The organism is Amycolatopsis sp. NPDC114504 (genome assembly GCF_055633595.1).
Map to the genome: position 1 here is coordinate 919166 of NZ_JBVKDU010000004.1, position 16320 is coordinate 935485.

At 72.9% G+C, this 16320-nt stretch carries 15 protein-coding genes; 2 read left to right on the forward strand and 13 right to left on the reverse strand.

Features of this window, described 5'->3' with window-relative positions:
- The gene (locus tag ACZ7PG_RS33865) at positions 1-600 is read right to left on the reverse strand and encodes an Rv1733c family protein (RefSeq protein WP_470243213.1); all 600 of its coding nucleotides are present in this window, start codon (positions 598-600) and stop codon (positions 1-3) included.
- 186 nt (positions 601-786) lie between these two features.
- On the opposite strand from ACZ7PG_RS33865, the gene ACZ7PG_RS33870 reads away from it, so the two are divergent.
- Positions 787-1182: a CBS domain-containing protein gene (locus ACZ7PG_RS33870; protein WP_470243214.1), complete on the forward strand. Its 396-nt coding sequence runs from the start codon at positions 787-789 to the stop codon at positions 1180-1182.
- Between the two features lie 4 nt (positions 1183-1186).
- Here the strand turns inward: ACZ7PG_RS33870 and ACZ7PG_RS33875 are convergent, their stop codons facing one another.
- The 8 genes from ACZ7PG_RS33875 to ACZ7PG_RS33910 all read right to left on the reverse strand — a co-directional run bounded on the left by ACZ7PG_RS33875 (position 1187) and on the right by ACZ7PG_RS33910 (position 10573).
- Positions 1187-2173, reverse strand: coding sequence for an Acg family FMN-binding oxidoreductase (locus ACZ7PG_RS33875; protein WP_470243215.1), 987 nt, complete (start codon positions 2171-2173; stop codon positions 1187-1189).
- 113 nt (positions 2174-2286) lie between these two features.
- Positions 2287-2448, reverse strand: coding sequence for a hypothetical protein (locus ACZ7PG_RS33880; RefSeq protein WP_470243216.1), 162 nt, complete (start codon positions 2446-2448; stop codon positions 2287-2289).
- An 81-nt stretch (positions 2449-2529) separates the two neighbouring features.
- On the reverse strand, positions 2530-3345 hold the full coding sequence (locus ACZ7PG_RS33885; RefSeq protein ID WP_470243217.1) for a DUF3644 domain-containing protein: 816 nt from the start codon (positions 3343-3345) through the stop codon (positions 2530-2532).
- A 106-nt stretch (positions 3346-3451) separates the two neighbouring features.
- Positions 3452-4846, reverse strand: coding sequence for an MBL fold metallo-hydrolase (locus ACZ7PG_RS33890; protein WP_470243218.1), 1395 nt, complete (start codon positions 4844-4846; stop codon positions 3452-3454).
- A gap of 21 nt (positions 4847-4867) precedes the next feature.
- Entirely contained in the window at positions 4868-6460 is a 1593-nt protein-coding gene (locus ACZ7PG_RS33895; RefSeq protein ID WP_470243219.1) for an ABC transporter permease, read from the reverse strand.
- Positions 6457-7359 carry an ABC transporter ATP-binding protein gene (locus tag ACZ7PG_RS33900; protein ID WP_470243220.1) on the reverse strand — a complete coding sequence of 301 codons (903 nt, stop codon included), beginning with the start codon at positions 7357-7359 and terminating at the stop codon, positions 6457-6459. Before ACZ7PG_RS33900 ends, ACZ7PG_RS33895 begins: the two co-directional genes overlap by 4 nt.
- The gene (gene ppsA, locus ACZ7PG_RS33905) at positions 7356-9599 is read right to left on the reverse strand and encodes a phosphoenolpyruvate synthase (protein WP_470243221.1); all 2244 of its coding nucleotides are present in this window, start codon (positions 9597-9599) and stop codon (positions 7356-7358) included. The genes ACZ7PG_RS33900 and ppsA overlap by 4 nt, the downstream gene beginning before the upstream one ends.
- Entirely contained in the window at positions 9596-10573 is a 978-nt protein-coding gene (locus ACZ7PG_RS33910) for an Acg family FMN-binding oxidoreductase (protein WP_470243222.1), read from the reverse strand. Before ACZ7PG_RS33910 ends, ppsA begins: the two co-directional genes overlap by 4 nt.
- 174 nt (positions 10574-10747) lie before the next feature.
- On the opposite strand from ACZ7PG_RS33910, the gene ACZ7PG_RS33915 reads away from it, so the two are divergent.
- On the forward strand, positions 10748-11197 hold the full coding sequence (locus ACZ7PG_RS33915) for a universal stress protein (RefSeq protein ID WP_470243223.1): 450 nt from the start codon (positions 10748-10750) through the stop codon (positions 11195-11197).
- A gap of 289 nt (positions 11198-11486) precedes the next feature.
- Here ACZ7PG_RS33915 and ACZ7PG_RS33920 read toward each other — a convergent pair whose 3' ends face one another.
- From ACZ7PG_RS33920 to ACZ7PG_RS33935, 4 genes are read right to left on the reverse strand one after another with little or no spacing between them, the layout of a single operon-like run.
- Positions 11487-14096, reverse strand: a complete 2610-nt coding sequence (locus tag ACZ7PG_RS33920; protein ID WP_470243224.1) for a cation-translocating P-type ATPase — start codon at positions 14094-14096, stop codon at positions 11487-11489.
- Positions 14096-14824, reverse strand: coding sequence for a hypothetical protein (locus tag ACZ7PG_RS33925; RefSeq protein WP_470243225.1), 729 nt, complete (start codon positions 14822-14824; stop codon positions 14096-14098). The genes ACZ7PG_RS33920 and ACZ7PG_RS33925 overlap by 1 nt, the downstream gene beginning before the upstream one ends.
- Complete coding sequence (locus tag ACZ7PG_RS33930) at positions 14821-15219, reverse strand: hypothetical protein (RefSeq protein ID WP_470243226.1); 399 nt, start codon at positions 15217-15219, stop codon at positions 14821-14823. Before ACZ7PG_RS33930 ends, ACZ7PG_RS33925 begins: the two co-directional genes overlap by 4 nt.
- A gap of 4 nt (positions 15220-15223) precedes the next feature.
- The gene (locus tag ACZ7PG_RS33935; protein WP_470243227.1) at positions 15224-16309 is read right to left on the reverse strand and encodes an acetate/propionate family kinase; all 1086 of its coding nucleotides are present in this window, start codon (positions 16307-16309) and stop codon (positions 15224-15226) included.
- Positions 16310-16320: the final 11 nt, after the last annotated feature.

Consider the following 16320-nt stretch of genomic DNA (forward strand, 5'->3'; position numbering starts at 1 on the left):
TCAAGAACGGGTCTTGCGGTCCTGCTCCTGGAACCACTCCTGCTGCCACCGGGCGAACCGGGCGCGGTTCAGGGAGAACACGGCGAGCCGGTAGCCGGCCGCCAGCAGCGTCAGCGTGGCGAGCCACAGGCCGAGCCCGACACCGACGGCGTCGATGACCACACCGGCGCCGCTGAGCGGCGGGTCCACCACGGAGCCGTCCCGGTCCACCCAGACGGCCAGCGTGTCGCCCTTGACCGTGCCCTGGTCGGCGACGACCTCGCCGACGCGGCGGGTTCCGTCCGGGAGCGTCCAGGTCGCGTCGGTGGGTTCGCCGCTGCCGGCGACACCGGCGCGGGAGTTCACCGTGATGGCCGGGCCGTCGGCGAGCAGGGTCGCGGTCACCATGGTGCGCTCCCCCAGCTGTTGTGCGGACTGTCCTTGTTGCCGCGCATAGGTTTCCGAGCCGAAGCTGGCGGCCACCGGCAGCGCCGCGAGCACGAGCAGCACCACGAAGACCAGCAGGCCGGCCTGGAAGCGGTCGGAGCCGCGGGCCACCGAACCACGCCGGGGCAGGACGGTGTGCCACATCCGCGCGAGCGGGTTCGACGACGTGCTCATGGTTCCTGCCCTTTCAGCGCCGGGAGTCGTTTCCCCGTCAAGCATCTTCGATTCCGGGGCCGGCCCGAAGAGGCCTTGGGCCCCGGCCTCGAGCCCGTCGGCGGGCGTGCCGGGGACTTAGGACCCTGTGCGGCGGAAGAGGAGAGCGAGATCGTCGGGGCACCCGAAGGAAACGGAGCACGGGCCATGCGCGCACGCGACATCATGACCACCCCGACGTTCGCCTTGTCGCCCTCGGCGACGCTCGACGAAGCCGCGAAGATGATGACCTCGCACGGGTTCACGACGATGCCGGTGGTCGACCCGGACGGGCGGCTGCTCGGTCTGCTGTCCGAAGCGGACATCCTGCGGGCACCCGAGCCGGCCGGCGACCCGGACACCGGCGTGATCCTCGACAGCCGGGCACGCACCGCGGGGGCGGTCATGCGGACGTCCGGTGTGGCCGTGTCCGCCGGTACCGACGTGCGCGAGCTGGCGCGGTTGATGACCGACGCCGGGGTCCGGTCGGCGCCGGTCGTCGAAGGCGGGCACGTGGTCGGCATGGTGACCTTCCAGGACGTGCTGCGCGGGCAGCACGCCTGACCCGTCAGCTCGCCGGCACGTCCGGCCCGGTCCGGTGGGTCAGCACTTCCCCCACCGGGCGACGGGCGGTGAGCCGGGTGGGGTAGCCGTAGCCGATGCGCAGCAGGGTGTGCGGCTGCCCGAGCCCGGCGAAGAGATGGTCGAGCGCCTCCCGCGTCCGCGGCGTTTCGAACGGCTGGGACAGGAACGACGTCGCCAGGCCCTCGGCGGTGGCGGTGAGCAGCACGCGCTGCATCGCCATCCCGGCCCGGACTTCCGCGTGCGGTCCCCGATCCCGGGTCAGCACCGCACCGAGCAGCGGCTCCTGTTCGTATTCGCGCTCAGGCAGTTCGAGGTTCTCGTGCGACCCGCGCAGCGAGACGATCCCGGGGCTGTGCGGCGGCGGACCGGCGGCGATCTTCGGGACGCCGTCGGGGCTGTCGGGTTCGCGGTGGGTCCAGAACGCGGCTTCCGCGCTGAAGGCGTGGTCGTCCGCCTGCAGCGCTTCGGCCTGCCGGACCAGCGACGCGACCGGGGTGTAGCGGCCGGAAGCGTCGAGGTACTCGATCTGCCCGCCTTCGCTCAGCGCCGCGGACTTGAGCGCGGCCCGCGCCACGGACGGCACCTCCTTGTCCAGCAGCGGACGGCGGTTGGTGTGCCGGCGGAACACGGCTTCGGCGAGCCTGCGCTCGACGGCGGTGGCTTTTTCGTTGCCGTCGAGCCGGATCACGGCGACCAGGTCGGGCTCGGCCGGGTCGGGCAGCAACCGCACGACGGTGGCGAGCCCGTTGGCGCGCAGGCAGATCTGCAGGTTGAAGGCGGCCGCCCCGCAGGCGAGCCGGGCTTCCCGCCCGTGCGGATCGGCGACGGCGAGCACGCGTTCACGGTCCAGCCAGACTTCGATCACCTCGTGCTCGACGACGAACCGCCAAGGCTGGGTGTTGTGCGGCGAGGGCGCGCGCACGGCCGAGGCGAGGGCCTGGTCGAACACGGCTGGCAGCGGTCGGCTCATCGTCGGGCTCCGGTTCCTGGGGGACGAACACCCTCAGCATCACCGCCACCCGCCCACCACGACGACGGCCGCGCGTCACGTCTCGGAAGGACCAAAGGCCTTCCGGTCCGGACTCACGCCGCCTTTTGAGCCTTGTACTGCCGCCACCACTGCTCGGGCGTCTGATCCTGAAGCGCTTCGCGGAGCCGCGCCAGTGCCTTCTGCGAATAGCACCATGTGTTGAAGAAGTGCTTCGCGTAGTCTTCGTTCTCTTTGATCCCGAGAAGGCTGATCAAGGCGATGACCTGGTTGGTCGTGATATCCAGCTTTTCGGCCAGTCCCTTGAACCGCAGGTTGTAGAAGTCCAGCTCGGAAACTCACCGGACCGCGACGACGCTCGAGTCGGCCGCCCCGTCCGTCACCAGGGTGACCGGAATGCCCTCCTTCTTGGCGATGCGCAGGCTGATCGTGGGTCCGGACCCATCCGTGACGAACTGGACAGCGGCGATCCCCGGGAACAGCACGTCGATGTCGGTGACGCCTGCGCCGATCCGCCCGCCGAGCTTCCGCAGAGTCGCCTCGCCCGGCTGGAGCTTCTCCCCCCGCATCGCCCCGTCGACGATGGCCAGCGCCCGAAGCCGGGCAGTGGCTTCGGCACGTCGGCGTGTCCCCGGCCGGAGCAACCGGGCGACCTCGGCGATCTCGTCCGCGAACAACGCCAGCGGATCCTGCGGCGCGACAGTCGCGATCGGTAGCACCCGCTCCGGCAGTACGTCACGCAACTCCTCGCCGAACACTTCCCGGACGAGGTCGCGGTAGAGCGTGATGCCCGACTGGGCCTGCAGGTAGAGGTGGGCCTCGCTGATGTCGACGAGGTGGTGTTGCGCGGCGTCCCGCAGCCCGTTGATCGCTTGCAAGGTCAGCGCCTGTTCGTCGCTGAGAAACCGGACACCGTCCGTCGACAGCCCGCGACGCACGCACTGGTCGAAGCCGATGGTGTTCTTCTCGCCCGATTCCCGGATCCGCCCTCCCCGGTGCAGGATCGCCGCTTTGAGAAGCATCTCGAATGCATGGTCGAGCAGCATCAGCACCGCATCCGTACGTCCGACATCCCAGGGCCGGTTGAAATGCTCGACGCTCAGTGTCAGGGAAGCCAGCGACTTGTCCTTGAGCAGGCGCGCCTCCTTCTTCACGTTCCCTCCTCACAGGGTCGGATGCCGATGATCGTGCCGACCCATTCGGTAGAGGACGGTTCCGTGTTTCGCTTCGGGGCCCGAGATCACCCGTTCGGCGCACGATTCAACAAAGCACTCGCTCGCCGTCCTCCGGGACGACCGCGCACCAGCCCGCTTCGGCGTGCAACGCCTTCGCCAGCGCGTGCGCCGGCTCCTCCTCTCCCTCGACGACGAACGACGTCTCCGGGGCCGGGGCCGCGGTCGCCCACTCCAGCACCTCCGCCGGGCCGGCGAACTCGCCGGTGGGACCCAGCGCCGTCACCTCCGCCCGGACCGGGACGTACCGCCCGTGGAGCTTCAGCTGGCGAGCCCCGGCCGCGAGCCGCGCCGCACGCGTCCCCGGCGTGGGATGGCCCAGCAGGACGACGCCGTTGCGGGGATCCGGCAGCAGGGCTTCCAGATGCCCCAGCACCCGGCCCGAGTCCGCCGTCTCCAGCCCGGCCACGATGATCGAGGGCCGGTCCGGAACCCGGTCGGAGAGCAGTTCGGGGGCGCCCAGCCGGCCGTCGCGCCGCACCTCGTGCCAGTGCTCGGCCACCGCGCGCCGATGGACTTCGATCCCGGTGCCGCCGTCGAGGACCAGCGGCAGCCGAGGGATCTCCCGCGCCTCCACCAGGTCACGCACCATCGTCAGCAGCTCGGTGGTGCCGGCAGCGGACGCGGGGACGACGACACTGCCGCCCCGGCGGACCGCGCGGCACACCGCCGCCGCGAAGCGGCCGGGCAGGTGGCCTTCGGCGGCCGGCCACGGCGCGGCGATCACGAGGACGTCCGAACGCGGCCGCGGGTCCGGCGGACGCAGCAGCGGGTGGCCCGCGGCGCCGAGCGGTCCGGCGAACACGACCGACCGGCCGCCGGTCCGGATCCGCACCCCGGCCGCCCCGAGCCGCCCGCCCGCGCGGCCGAACTCGAATTCGGCACCCTCGAGCCGCCGGAGCGTGCCGAACTCGACCGGCCGCACGAGCGCGACCGCCCGCGTGACGTCGTCCGGCCGGAACGGCGGCACGGCAACGCCGAACGGATGCTCATCCGCCGCGAACTGCTTCGCCGCGTCCGACAACACCACCGGCAGCAACGCGGCCGTCCCGGGCGTCGCGAACACCGGTCCGTGCCAGCCTTCGGCGACCAGCTGCGGCAGGAACCCCGCGTGGCCGAGGCCGGCACTCGGCAGGATGACCGCGTTGGCCGCGTGCAGCTCGTCCGGGCCGGGCGAGAAGTTGCGGCGCCACAGGGTGTCCGGCCCGGCGAACAGGCCACACCCAACCACGAGCTTCGCGTCCGGCGTCTCAAGGAGGTACCGGGCGCAGCCGGTGCCGCCCAGGAAGGTCAGCACCGGGCCGGGGTGGGACGCGAGCCGGTGGCCGGTCACGTGGAGCCCGCCCGGCCACGGGCTGGTGCGGTAGCGCGCGGACGCGCGGCGGGCGGCGCTGAGCGCGGCGGCGCGGGAGCCCTCGGACATCGGTTCGTCCCCTTCCTGCGGTCAGCCGGCGATGTCGCGCCGGCGGAACCCCACCACGCCCGTCGCGACCAGAGCGGCCCCGAGCGCGGTGAGCCAGAGCAGCGGCGTCGCCTGCACCGCGACGCCCGGGAGCTTCGGCGAGTGCGTGAAGGGCGACAGGTCGAGCACCCACTGGTCGAGCTTCAGCAGCGTGCCGAACTCCCCGAGCAGCAGGAACACCACCAGCGCGACCCAGGCGGCGGTCAGCGCGCGGCCGAACAGCCCGAACACCACGGTCGCGATGCCGGTCAGCACCCAGACCGCCGGCAGCTGCGCTATCGCCGCGCCGACGAGCCGGGCCACCTCGGGCCCGACCCGGCCCAGCTGCGCGCCGTTCGTCAGCCCGGCAGCGAGGCCGAGGGCGGTCAGCAGGACCGCCGGCGCCGCCGCTCCGAACACGAGGTAGCCGCCCAGCAGCCGGCGCCGGTCCACCGCGGCGGCCAGCAGCGGCTCGACCCGCAGGGCCCGTTCTTCGGCACGCAGCCGGGCCAGAGCGGCGATCACGTAGGTCGACGTGATCACGCCGGCCATCGCGAACTCGGCGGCCAGGAACGCGTCCGAAATCCCTTTCTCACCACCCAGTGCCGTGATCATCGCCTGCGCCTGCGAGTTCGTGAGCATCGAGCCGACGTTGCCGGCGAGGCTGCCGCACACCATCCCGAGCAGCACGTACGCACTCACCCAGACGGCGAGGGATCCCCGGTTGAGCCGCCAGGCCAGGCCCCAGGGACTCCGCAGCGACCGGCCCGCGCCGGCGGGGCCCGGGTGGTCGGGCAGCAAGCCCGCGTCGAGGTCGCGGACCTGGACCAGGGCGACCGCGAGCCCGCCGAGTGTCGCGGCCGTGACGACCGGGAGCAGGAGCACCCACCAGACGTCTCCCGCGTACGGACGGACCTCTTCACTCCATCCGATCGGCGACACCCAGGACAGCCAGGCCGGGCCGGACGAATCGCCCACCGCGCGCAGGAAGTACGCGACGACCAGGGCGAGCACCGCCAGGCCCGACGCGGACCGGGCGCTCTTCGTCAGCTGGGCCGTCACCGCCGCGGCACCGCCGAAGACCAGGCCCGCGGCCGCCCAGCAGAGCCCGAAGGCCAGCGAGCCGGCAACCGGCAGCCCGGTCGCGACGAGGGCCGCGGCGGTCGCCAAGCCGAGCACGACGCTCGCGCCCGCCGTGACGGCCAGCCCGGCGGCGAGCCCGGCGTACCGGCCCACCACCGCCGACCCCAGCAGCTCGCGGCGCCCTGCCTCCTCCTCGGCCCGGGTGTGCCGGACCGCGGTGAAGATCATCAGCAGGCCGACCAGCGCGGCCCCGAACGCGGTCAGCTTGAACACCGACGTCGCGCCGAGGGTCGCCTCGTGCACCGGGCCGTACAACGCCCGCAGCGACGGCACGGCGTTGATGCTGCCGGCCGCCGCGCGCAGGTCGGCGTCCGTCGGGTAGACCGCCATCGTCGCGGCCGCGGCGGAGGCCGCCGTCGCCGCGAAGACGGCGATCCACACCGGCAGGCGGACGCGGTCGCGCCGCAGCGCCAGCCGGACCAGCGCGCCGGCGCCGGTCAGCGCTTCGCTCATACCGGCACCGCCTCCGGCTCGCTCCGGTAGTGCCGCAGGAACAGCTCCTCCAGCGTCGGCGGCCGGCTGACGAGGCTGTGAACCCCGGACCGGCCGAGCGCGGCCAGCACCGGCGACAGCGAAGCGGTGTCGACGGTCAGCCGGACATCGGACCCGTCCAGCACGAAGTCGTGCACCCCGGGCAATGTCGCGAGGCCGTCCGGCGGGCCCGAAAGCCGGGCGGTGATCGCGGTGCGGGTGAGGTGACGCAGGTCGTCGAGACTGCCCGAGTCCACCAGCCTGCCGCCGCGGATGATGCTGACCCGGTCGCACAGGGCCTCCGCCTCGGACAGGATGTGGCTGGACAGCAGGACCGTGCGGCCCCGCTCGCGTTCCTCCCGGACGCACTCCCGGAAGACCTCTTCCATCAGCGGGTCGAGTCCCGCGGTCGGCTCGTCGAGCAGCAGCAGCTCGACGTCGGAGGCGAGCGCGGCCACGACGGCGACCTTCTGCCGGTTGCCCTTCGAGTACGCCCGGCCCTTGACGCGCGGGTCGAGCTCGAAGCGGTCCAGATACCGCTTGCGGCGCGCGGGGTCCACCCCGCCGCGCAGCCGGCCGAGCAGGTCGATGACCTCCCCGCCGGTGAGGTTCGGCCACAGCGACACCTCCCCCGGCACGTACGCGAGCCGCCGGTGCAGCGCGACCGCGTCGTGCCAGGGGTTGCCGTCGAGCAGCCGCATCTCGCCGGCGCCGGCGCGCAGCAGGCCCAGGAGCAGCCGGAGCGTCGTCGTCTTCCCGGCGCCGTTCGGGCCGAGGAACCCGTGCACCTCGCCGGTTTCGACCGTGAGGTCGAGCCCGTCGAGGGCGCGGGTGCGCCCGAAGGACTTCCGCAGGCCCCGGATCTCGATCGCCGCGCTCACCGGGTGGCCTCGAGGAGGATGCGCCGCTCGGCCGCCGCGATCGTCGCGCGAGCGGTACCGATGACGTCCGGGTTGACTGAGATCGAGGTGATCCCGAAGCGCACCAGGTGCTCGGCGAAGCCCGGCTTCGTGGACGGTGCCTGGCCGCACAGCGACGACGTGATGTTCCGGTGCCGCGCGATGCGGACGATCTTCTCGATGGTGTCCAGCACGGCCGGATCGGCTTCGTCGAACAGCTCCGCGCACTGGCCCGAGTCGCGGTCGACGCCCAGCACCAGCTGGGTGAGGTCGTTGCTGCCGATGGAGACGCCGTCGATCCCCATCCCGGCGTACTCGCCCAGCCAGTAGACGACCGAGGGCACCTCGGCCATGACCCAGCGGTGCAGGCCGCGCTGCCGGCCGAGCGGGCTGGCGTCGACCAGCTCGAGGCACTCCTCCAGCTCCCACTTGGTGCGTACGAACGGGATCATCAGGTGCAGGTTCGGCGACTGTTCGCGCACCCGGGCCAGGGTCTCCAGTTCGAGGGCGAACAGGTCGCGCTCGCGCACGTACCGGTAGCAGCCGCGGTAGCCGATCATCGGGTTGCTCTCGACCGGCTCGAACGCGTCCCCGCCGGCCAGGCCGCGGAACTCGTTGGTGCGCAGGTCGGTCGCCCGGTACACGACCGGGCGGGTGCCGAACGGCTTGGTGATCTTCAGCAGCGACTCCGCCATCTTGTCCACGAAGGACCGTTCCTCGCCCTTGGCGAGCAGGTCCCGCGGGTGCCGACCGCCGAGGGCTTCGGTGAGGAGGAACTCGGCGCGCAGCAGGCCGACGCCGTCGACCGCCTGGGCGGCGACCTCTTCGGCGTGCTCGGGCATGGCCAGGTTGACGTACAGCTTGGTGCCGATCGCTTCCGGCGCCACCTGAGCCACGACCGGGGTGGTGCGAGCGGCTTCGTGCTTCACGGCACCGGGCCGGACCTCCCCCTGAGTCCCGTCGACGGTGACCAGGCTGCGGTCGGCCAGGACGCGGGTGGCGTCGCCGGTGCCGACGACGGCCGGCACGCCGAGCTCGCGGGCGACGACGGCCGCGTGGCAGGTCATCCCGCCGCCGTCGGTGACCACCGCGGCCGCCCGGCGGATCGCCGGCACCCAGTCCGGGTTGGTCATCGGCGCGACCAGGATCTCGCCGTCGCGCAGGTGCTTCGCCTCGACCGGGTCGTGCAGCACGCGCACCGCGCCGCTGCCCTCGCCCGGCGACGCCCCGAGCCCGGTCACCAGCGCCGTAGTGCTCGCCGGCGTGGTCGGGGGCAGGGTGGTGATCGGCCGGGACTGCACCAGGAAGATCTCGTGGTCGGCGATCGCGAACTCGATGTCCTGCGGCACGCCGTAGTGCTCCTCGACGCGGGTGGCCATGCGTGCGAGCTCGAGCACGGCGGTCTCGCTCAGCACGCGGCGTCCGCCCGCGGGCTCCGGCAGCTGGATGGTGACGTCGCCGCCGCCTTCGTCCGCGACGATCTTGTGGGTCTGCTTGCCGACGCGGACGGACAGGATCAGCAGGTCCTGCTTGCCGACCACGTAGGTGTCGGGCTCGACCGCCCCGCTGACGATCGCCTCGCCCTGGCCGAACACGGCTTCGATGACGACGCGGTCGAGGTCGCCGGTGCGCGGGTCCGCCGTGAAGATCACGCCGGACCGTTCCGAGCGGATCATGCGCTGCACGACGACGGCGATCGCCGGCTCGCCGGTGAAGCCGCGGCTGGCGCGGTAGCTGACGACGCGCGGGCTGAACAGCGAGGTCCAACAGTCGATGACGTGCTCGGCGACCGCGTGGTCGCCCCAGATGTTGGTGTAGGTGGCGTTCATCCCGGCGAACGAGGCTTCCGCGCCGTCTTCACCGGTGGCCGAGGACCGGATGGCGACCGGCGTCGACGCGCCGAGTTCGCGGTAGGCCTGCGCGATCTCCTCCCGCAGCTCGCCGGTGAGGCCGGAGAGGCGGACGAGATCGCGAATGCGGTCGCAGTGCTCGGACAGCGCATCGGCATCATCCACATTGGACAGTGCCTTGGCGTGCAGGTCGGCGACCTCGGCGCGGACACCCGCCTTTTCGAGCGCGGCCCAGTAGCCCTCGCGGGAGATGACGAAGCCACCCGGCACGGGGAAGCCGGCCGAAATGAGTTCGCCGAGGTTGGCACCTTTGCCGCCGACGGTTTCGTCGTCGGCGAGCCGGATCTCGGTCAGGTCGCGTACGTAGGTCATCGGGGTCCTCCTGAGGGTGGGAACAGCTCGCCGAGCGGAAGCCGAGGTGAGGGTGCCGCCGGGACGGCGGGGTAGCCGAAGCGGAAGATCGCCTGGGGGCAACCGGGAAGCGCCAGTTCCGAAACGAGCCGCGCCCGGAAGCCGGTGAGGTGCAGGGGCTGGGTGAGCACCGAGCCGACCAGCGCCTTCACCGTCGCGGCGAGCCAGGCGCGCTGCAGCGCCGCGCCGGCGGCGAGGTGCTCGGCTCGGGTGTCGCCGTCGGTGCAGACGATCAGCAGGTTCTCTTCGGCCAGCCGGTCGGCGAGCACGACGTCGTCCGGCACCGGGGTGTCCTCGCGGACGAGGCCCGCCACCGGCAGGGCTTCGCCGTTCAGCGCGTCCTCCGGAACACCGTCGCCGACAGCTCCCCAGCCGTGGGTGTGCGCGGTCCAGACTTCGAGCTCACGCTGGTAGCCGCGGTCTTCGCGCAGCACGCGCGTGGCAAAGCCGAGCATTTCGGCCAGTTTGTCCAAGCGCCCGGGTACCACGAGGTGCACGCCGGTGGCCTCCCCGGCGGCGGCCACGGCGGCGCCGACGGTCGCGGGCACCCGGTTGTGGAAGAACCCGTGCCGGTAGCTGCGGCGACGGGAGATGGCGTTGTACAGCGCGAAGTCCCGGGCCGGCGTGGCGTGCGGGCGGCCGATCGTCACGGTGGCCGCAACGTCGTTTCCGTACCGGACGTGACAGTCCCGGCCGAGAGCCCGGACCGCCAGTTCGAGGTTCGTCACCGCGGCGCCGCAGGAGAGCAGCCGGTCCCGCCCGAACGGGTCGTGCCGGCGCAGCTCGACGTCCCGGCGCTCGAGCAGGTCCACCTCGGTGCCCCGGACGAGCAACTGCCACGGCTGGCTGTTGTGCACCGAAGGCGCCCGGCTCACGGCCCGGGCGAGGACGCCGATCTGGTCGGACGTCAGTGCGGCCGGTGCGGCGGCGGTCATCGCGGTCAGTCCTCCTCCTGCGGAGAACCGGACGCTCCGCCGCCGTTCATGGTCGCCGCGGTCGCCGGGCGGGCACCGGAGCACAAAGTCCCTCGGTCCGGCGTAATTCGTCCCCTACCGGCGGCCTCGCCCCAGTCGCACGATCGGCACAACCCGAAGAGAAAGAAGGAAGCCATGGCTGACGGACGCGTCATCGTCGTCGGAACGGACGGATCCCCCCGCGGCGACGCGGCGCTGCGCTGGGCCCTCGAGATCGGCGCGCACGCCGGGGACACGGTCCGCGCGATCCTCGTGCGGCCCCGGGACACCCTGCTGCCCGGCACGTCGTTCACCATCCAGCCGCACGGTCGGGTGCCGGAGGTCGACTACTCCCTCGACTCCCACGTGCGCGAACTGGGCATCGAGACCGCGGCCACGGTCGAGACCCGGCAGGTCCACGGTGACCCGGCGACGGAGCTGGTGACGGCGTCCGCCGACGCGGACTTGCTGGTGCTCGGCACCCACCGCGGTGGCGCGGTGGCGGATCTGGTGCTGGGCAGCGTGGGGCGGGAGTGCGTGCGCTTCTCCCGGTGCCCGGTCGTGGTCATCACCCCGGAAGCCGCCCACCGGCTCGCGCCCGCGTGAGCGCGGGTTTCTTGGCGGGCAAAGGTTCGGTCACACGTCAGGACCTCGCCGCGGTCCTGCGGGACGGCCTGGTCAAGATCGCCGCGGACGCGCCGCGCGGCTCGATCGCCGAGGTGAGTCACCTCGCCATCGGCGAAGCCTCACCCGCGACGGTGTTCCCGTTCGTCGCGGCTCGCCTTCGCGACTGGGCGGGAACCCCGGCTCCGGGGCTGGGCCGGCGCATCGTCGGGCGGCAAGGTCGTCCGGGCCGTGCCGCGGGTGACCCGGGACGAGCCGGACCGACCGATCACTACCGGGTCAGCCGGCGGAACAGCTCGTCCGCACCCCAGACCAGCACCGGCATCGGAAGCAGCATCGCGACCACCCACGCCGGCAGCGCCGCCGTTCCGAACAGCGACTGCAGTGGCGGCAGGTAGATCAACGCCGCCGCGAAGACCAGCTCGAACGCGATCCCGCCCAGCAGCAACCGGTTCGTCGTCAACCCCACCGAACGCAACGACACGCGCTCGGTCCGGGATGCGAATGCCGTACCCACCTGGCAGGCCACGATCGCCGCGAAGCTCGCCGTCGTCGCCTGCAGGTAAGCGGAGTGCAAAGCGCCCGACGAGACGTCCGCTCCGGGGTGCCAGCCCGCCGCGTACAGCACCGCGAAGAACGCGCCCAGCACCAGCACTCCCGACAGCAGGCCCATGATCCCCCACGCACGCAGCAGCATCCGGCCGGTGACCACGCCTTCCGAACGCCGGCGCGGACGTCGCGCCATCAGGCCCGGTTCGGCGGGTTCGCGCCCCAGCGCCAACGCGGGCAGCGTCTCGGTGCCCAGGTCGATCGCCAGGATCTGCAGGACCGTCAGCGGCAGCGGGATCATCCCGCCCGACACCGCGAACAGGAGGAACGGGAGCACCTCCGGCACCGCGTGGGCGAAGATGTAGAGCACGAACTTCCGGACGTTGTCGAAGACCCGCCGCCCCTCCCGCACGCCGGCGACGATCGTCGCGAAGTTGTCGTCCGTCAGCACCACCGTCGCGGCTTCTTTCGCGACGTCCGTACCGCCCACCCCCATCGCCACGCCGATGTCGGCCCGGCGCAAGGCCGGCGCGTCGTTGACGCCGTCGCCCGTCATGGCCACCACCTCGCCGCAGTCGCGCAAGGCGTCCGCGATGCGCAGCTTGTCCTCCGGCGCGGCCCGGGAGAACACGACCTCCCCGTCGGCGGTGAGGGCGTCGTCGAGGGCCGGCTCCGGCATGCGGGCCAGATCTTCTCCGCTGATCACGCGGTCCGCGCCGATGCCGACACGGCGGGCTATCTCGGCGGCGGTCAGGCCGTTGTCGCCGGTCACCACGTGGACCTTGATCCCCGCCGAGTGGCAGTCCGCGACCGCCGCGGCGACCTCCGGCCGCGGTGGGTCGACCAGTCCCACCAGCCCCACCAGGCGCAGGTCCGTCTCCGCTTCCACCCGGTCCGCCGGTACCGACCGCACCGGACGGCCGGCGACCGCCAGTACCCGCAAGGCCCGGCCCGCCATCTCGTCGACGAGCGCCGCGAGCCGGGTCTTTTCTTCGGCAGGCAGCGCGCAGCGCGGCAGGATCTGCTCGGGCGCGCCCTTGGTGGAGATCCACAGCTCTTCGCCAACCGCGTCCACAGTGGACATCCGCTTCAACCGGGGGTCGAACGGGTACAACGCCTTCCGATGCGCGTCCCGGGTGGACAGATCGGCACCGTGGGAGTCCGCGTAGCGCAGCAGGGCGAGTTCCGTCGGGTCACCGCTCGCGCCGGCGGGATCCGCGGTGCTGCACCGGGCCAGCGCCGCGGCCAGTGGTTCCGGCTCCCCCGCCGGGTGAACCTCCTCGACGCGCATCTCGTTCCGCGTCAGGGTGCCGGTCTTGTCCGTGCAGATCACGGTCGTCGACCCCAGCGTTTCGACCGCGGAGAGCCGTTTGACCAGCGCTCCCTCTTTGGCCATCGACCGCGCGCCCGCCGCCAGGGCGAGCGTGATCGTCGGCAGCAGCCCCTCGGGGACGTTGGCCACCAGCAGGCCGATCGCGAACACGAACGCCGCCGACCATGACAGCCCGGCCAGCCACCCCAGCGGCAGGAACCCGATCCCCACGACGACGGCGACCAACGCGATCAGCCACGCGACCCGCCGCACCTGCCGTTCGAGCGGGCTCTCCTCACGACCGACGCGTGAAGAGAGCGACGCGATCCGGCCGATCTCGGTGTGCCGGCCGGTGGCGTGGACGACGGCGTGCGCGGCCCCGGCGACGCACACCGTGCCGCTGAACACGAGCACCGGGGAATCGAGCGCACGCGTCGCGTCGTCGGTCGCGTCGGCCATCCGCGTCACCGGGGCCGACTCCCCCGTCAGCATGGAGGCGTCGACGTCGACCGTGCCGTCGATCAGCCGGGCGTCGGCCGGGACCCGGTTGCCCTCCTCGAGCACGAGCACGTCTCCCGGCACCAGCTCGGTCGCGGGCACGTGCCGCACCTGGCCGTCGCGCAGGACCGGCGCGCGGTCCGGCAGGTACTTCCCCAGTGCCTCGACGGCCTTTTCCGCCTGCTGCTCCTGAACGAACGCCAGCAGCCCGTTGAGCAGGATGACCCCGGCGATGGCGATCGCCAGGTTCGTCGTCCCGGCGACCCAGGCCAGCCCGCCCGCGACCCAGAGCAGCAGGGCGAGCGGGTGGATCAGCTGCCGCAGCAGGGCGAGTGGCCAGCGGTGCCCGCCACGCGACGGCAACACGTTCGGACCGCTCACCTGCAGCCGGCGCGCGGCTTCCCGCGCCGTCAGGCCGGCCGGGGCGGTCCGCAGGTCCCGCAGCAGCCGGGCGACCGGCTCACGGGCATCGACCGGCGGTGCCTCCGCGGCGGCCGGTTTCGTCCTCAGGTGGGTGGTCATCATGCCTTCCTTCGCTTCGGGGTGGCGAGGCCGACCAGCAGCAGCCCCTGCGGGACGCCGGGCAGCACTTCGGCGTAGCGAGCCCGCTCGGCGGGCGCCACGTAGGGCAGCAGGACCCGCGCCGAGCCGAATCCGCGCACCGCCGCGGCGAGCCGGGTCGCGTGGAGCGCGGCGCCGGCGAGGACGTGGTGGCGGCGGGTGTCACCCGGCGTGGTGACGAGCAGGGACGACTGCCCGGTGACGTCGGCGCCGAGCCGGTTGAGCGTCGAAGCCCAGCCGGGCCGGACGATCCGGACGTCGGTCTCCGGCCAGAAGTCGTCGCCGGCCAGCGCGCCGAGCACGGCGAGGCTGACCGGGCGCAGGACCGTCCCGCGGCCGGGATCCGCCACCTCGCGCAGCGCGACGTACCGCGCCCACTCCCCGCTCGACGGGACGCGCGGGCCGCCCACCCGGACGACGGCGGTGATGTCGGGCCGATCCGGGTCGGCCGGGAACGTCACGGCCGGCTCCCGGCCCAGCACCCGCACGACGGTCCAGGTGGTCGACAACGCGGCTCCGCATTCGAGGAGGGCCGCGTTGCCCGCCCGTTCACGCCGGGAGGGTGGCTCGGTCAGCACGACCTCGTCCGACCGGACCTCGGCGACGCACCGGTTCGGGCCCAGCCGCTCCAGGGCGTCACCGAGCACGGCGCGCGACGACCGTTCCCAGCGGAACCCCGGCCGGGTCATCTGCCCGTGACGGGCACGCCGAGGTGTCTCTCGGCGGCCCGGCACGTGGCCAGCAGGCCGTCGACGTCGATCACGGTGACCCGGTTCTCCAGGCCCGGCGGCACCTCGGCGCGGACGTCGGGATCCGGGGAGACCAGCGCGACGGGCACGTGGTCGCGGACCGCGCACACGACGCCGAACTCGCGTGCCGTCAGCTCGGACTCCTGGCTGCGGACGTCGACGACGAGGTCGGGCTGGGCGAAGGGCTCGTCGAGCGGGCAGCGGCCGCCCACCGCGAGCGCCCGGCAGAGCCCGGCGCGGCTGTGGCAGCGGCTGACGAGGCAACCGGCGTCGCGCAGGGGCTGGAGGAGGAAGTCGGCGTCGCCGAAGGATGCTTCGGTCAGCAGGACGTGCATGGTGTCACCTCACGGACTCTCGGGCGAGCGCCTCTTCGGCGCCGCGGGCCAGTTCCAGGTCTTCGCGGGGCAGGACGATCAGAGCGGGCACCGGTGAGTCCGACCGGGTGATGACCCGGTCGACTTCGGTGTGCGGCACCTTCCCGGCCCGCAGGCCGAGCACTCCCAGCCCGTCGACGACGGACGTGATCAGCTCGGGCTGGTGTTCGGCGACCCCGCCGGTGAACACCACGGCGTCCACATGGGACAGACTCGTCGCGGCCGCCCCGATCTCGCGCCGGAGCCGGTGGCGGTAGACGTCGAGGGCGACCGCGGCGTCCGCCTCACCGCTCGCGGCCGCGGCGAGCACCCGCCGCAGGTCGCCGTTGGTGCCGGTCATCCCGGCCAGACCCGAGCGGTGGAACAGCGCGTCGGCCATCTCCGCCGCGCTCATCGGCACGGTCTGCATGACGTGCAGCAGCAGGCCCGGGTCGACCGAGCCCGACCGCGTCGCCATCATGGCGCCTTCGAGCGGGGTGAAGCCCATGCTGGTGTCCACGCCGTGGCCGTCACGGATCGCGGTCACCGACACCCCGGCACCGACGTGCGCGCACACGACCTGCAGCCGCTCCGGCGCCCTGCCCAGCAGCTCACCGGTGCGGCGCAGCGCGTACTGGCACGAAAGGCCGTGGAAACCGTACCGGCGCAAACGGTTCTGCGCGGTCCACGCCCGGGGCAGCGGGTAGCGTGCGGCGGCTTCGGGCATCCGGGCGTGGAAGGCGGTGTCGAAGCAGGCGACCACCGGGATCTCCGGCAGCAGGCGCCGGACCTCTCGCGTGACCCGCAGCGACAGCGGCTGGTGGTTCGGCGCCAGCGACGTCAGCCGCGCCAGGTTCGCGAGCAGGGCGTCGTCGACGCGGGCCGGGACTTTCTGCGAACCGCCGTGGACGAACCGGACGGCGACGGCGTCCACCTCGGACCACCGGCCGATCGCCTGGGCGATCGCGCCCGGATCGGCCAGGTCCCACGCGGCCCAGCCGACGCCCGTGCCGTCGTCGACCAGCGACACCTTCATGCTCGACGAGCCCGGGTTCAGGGTCAGCACACGCACGGCTTTCCTCC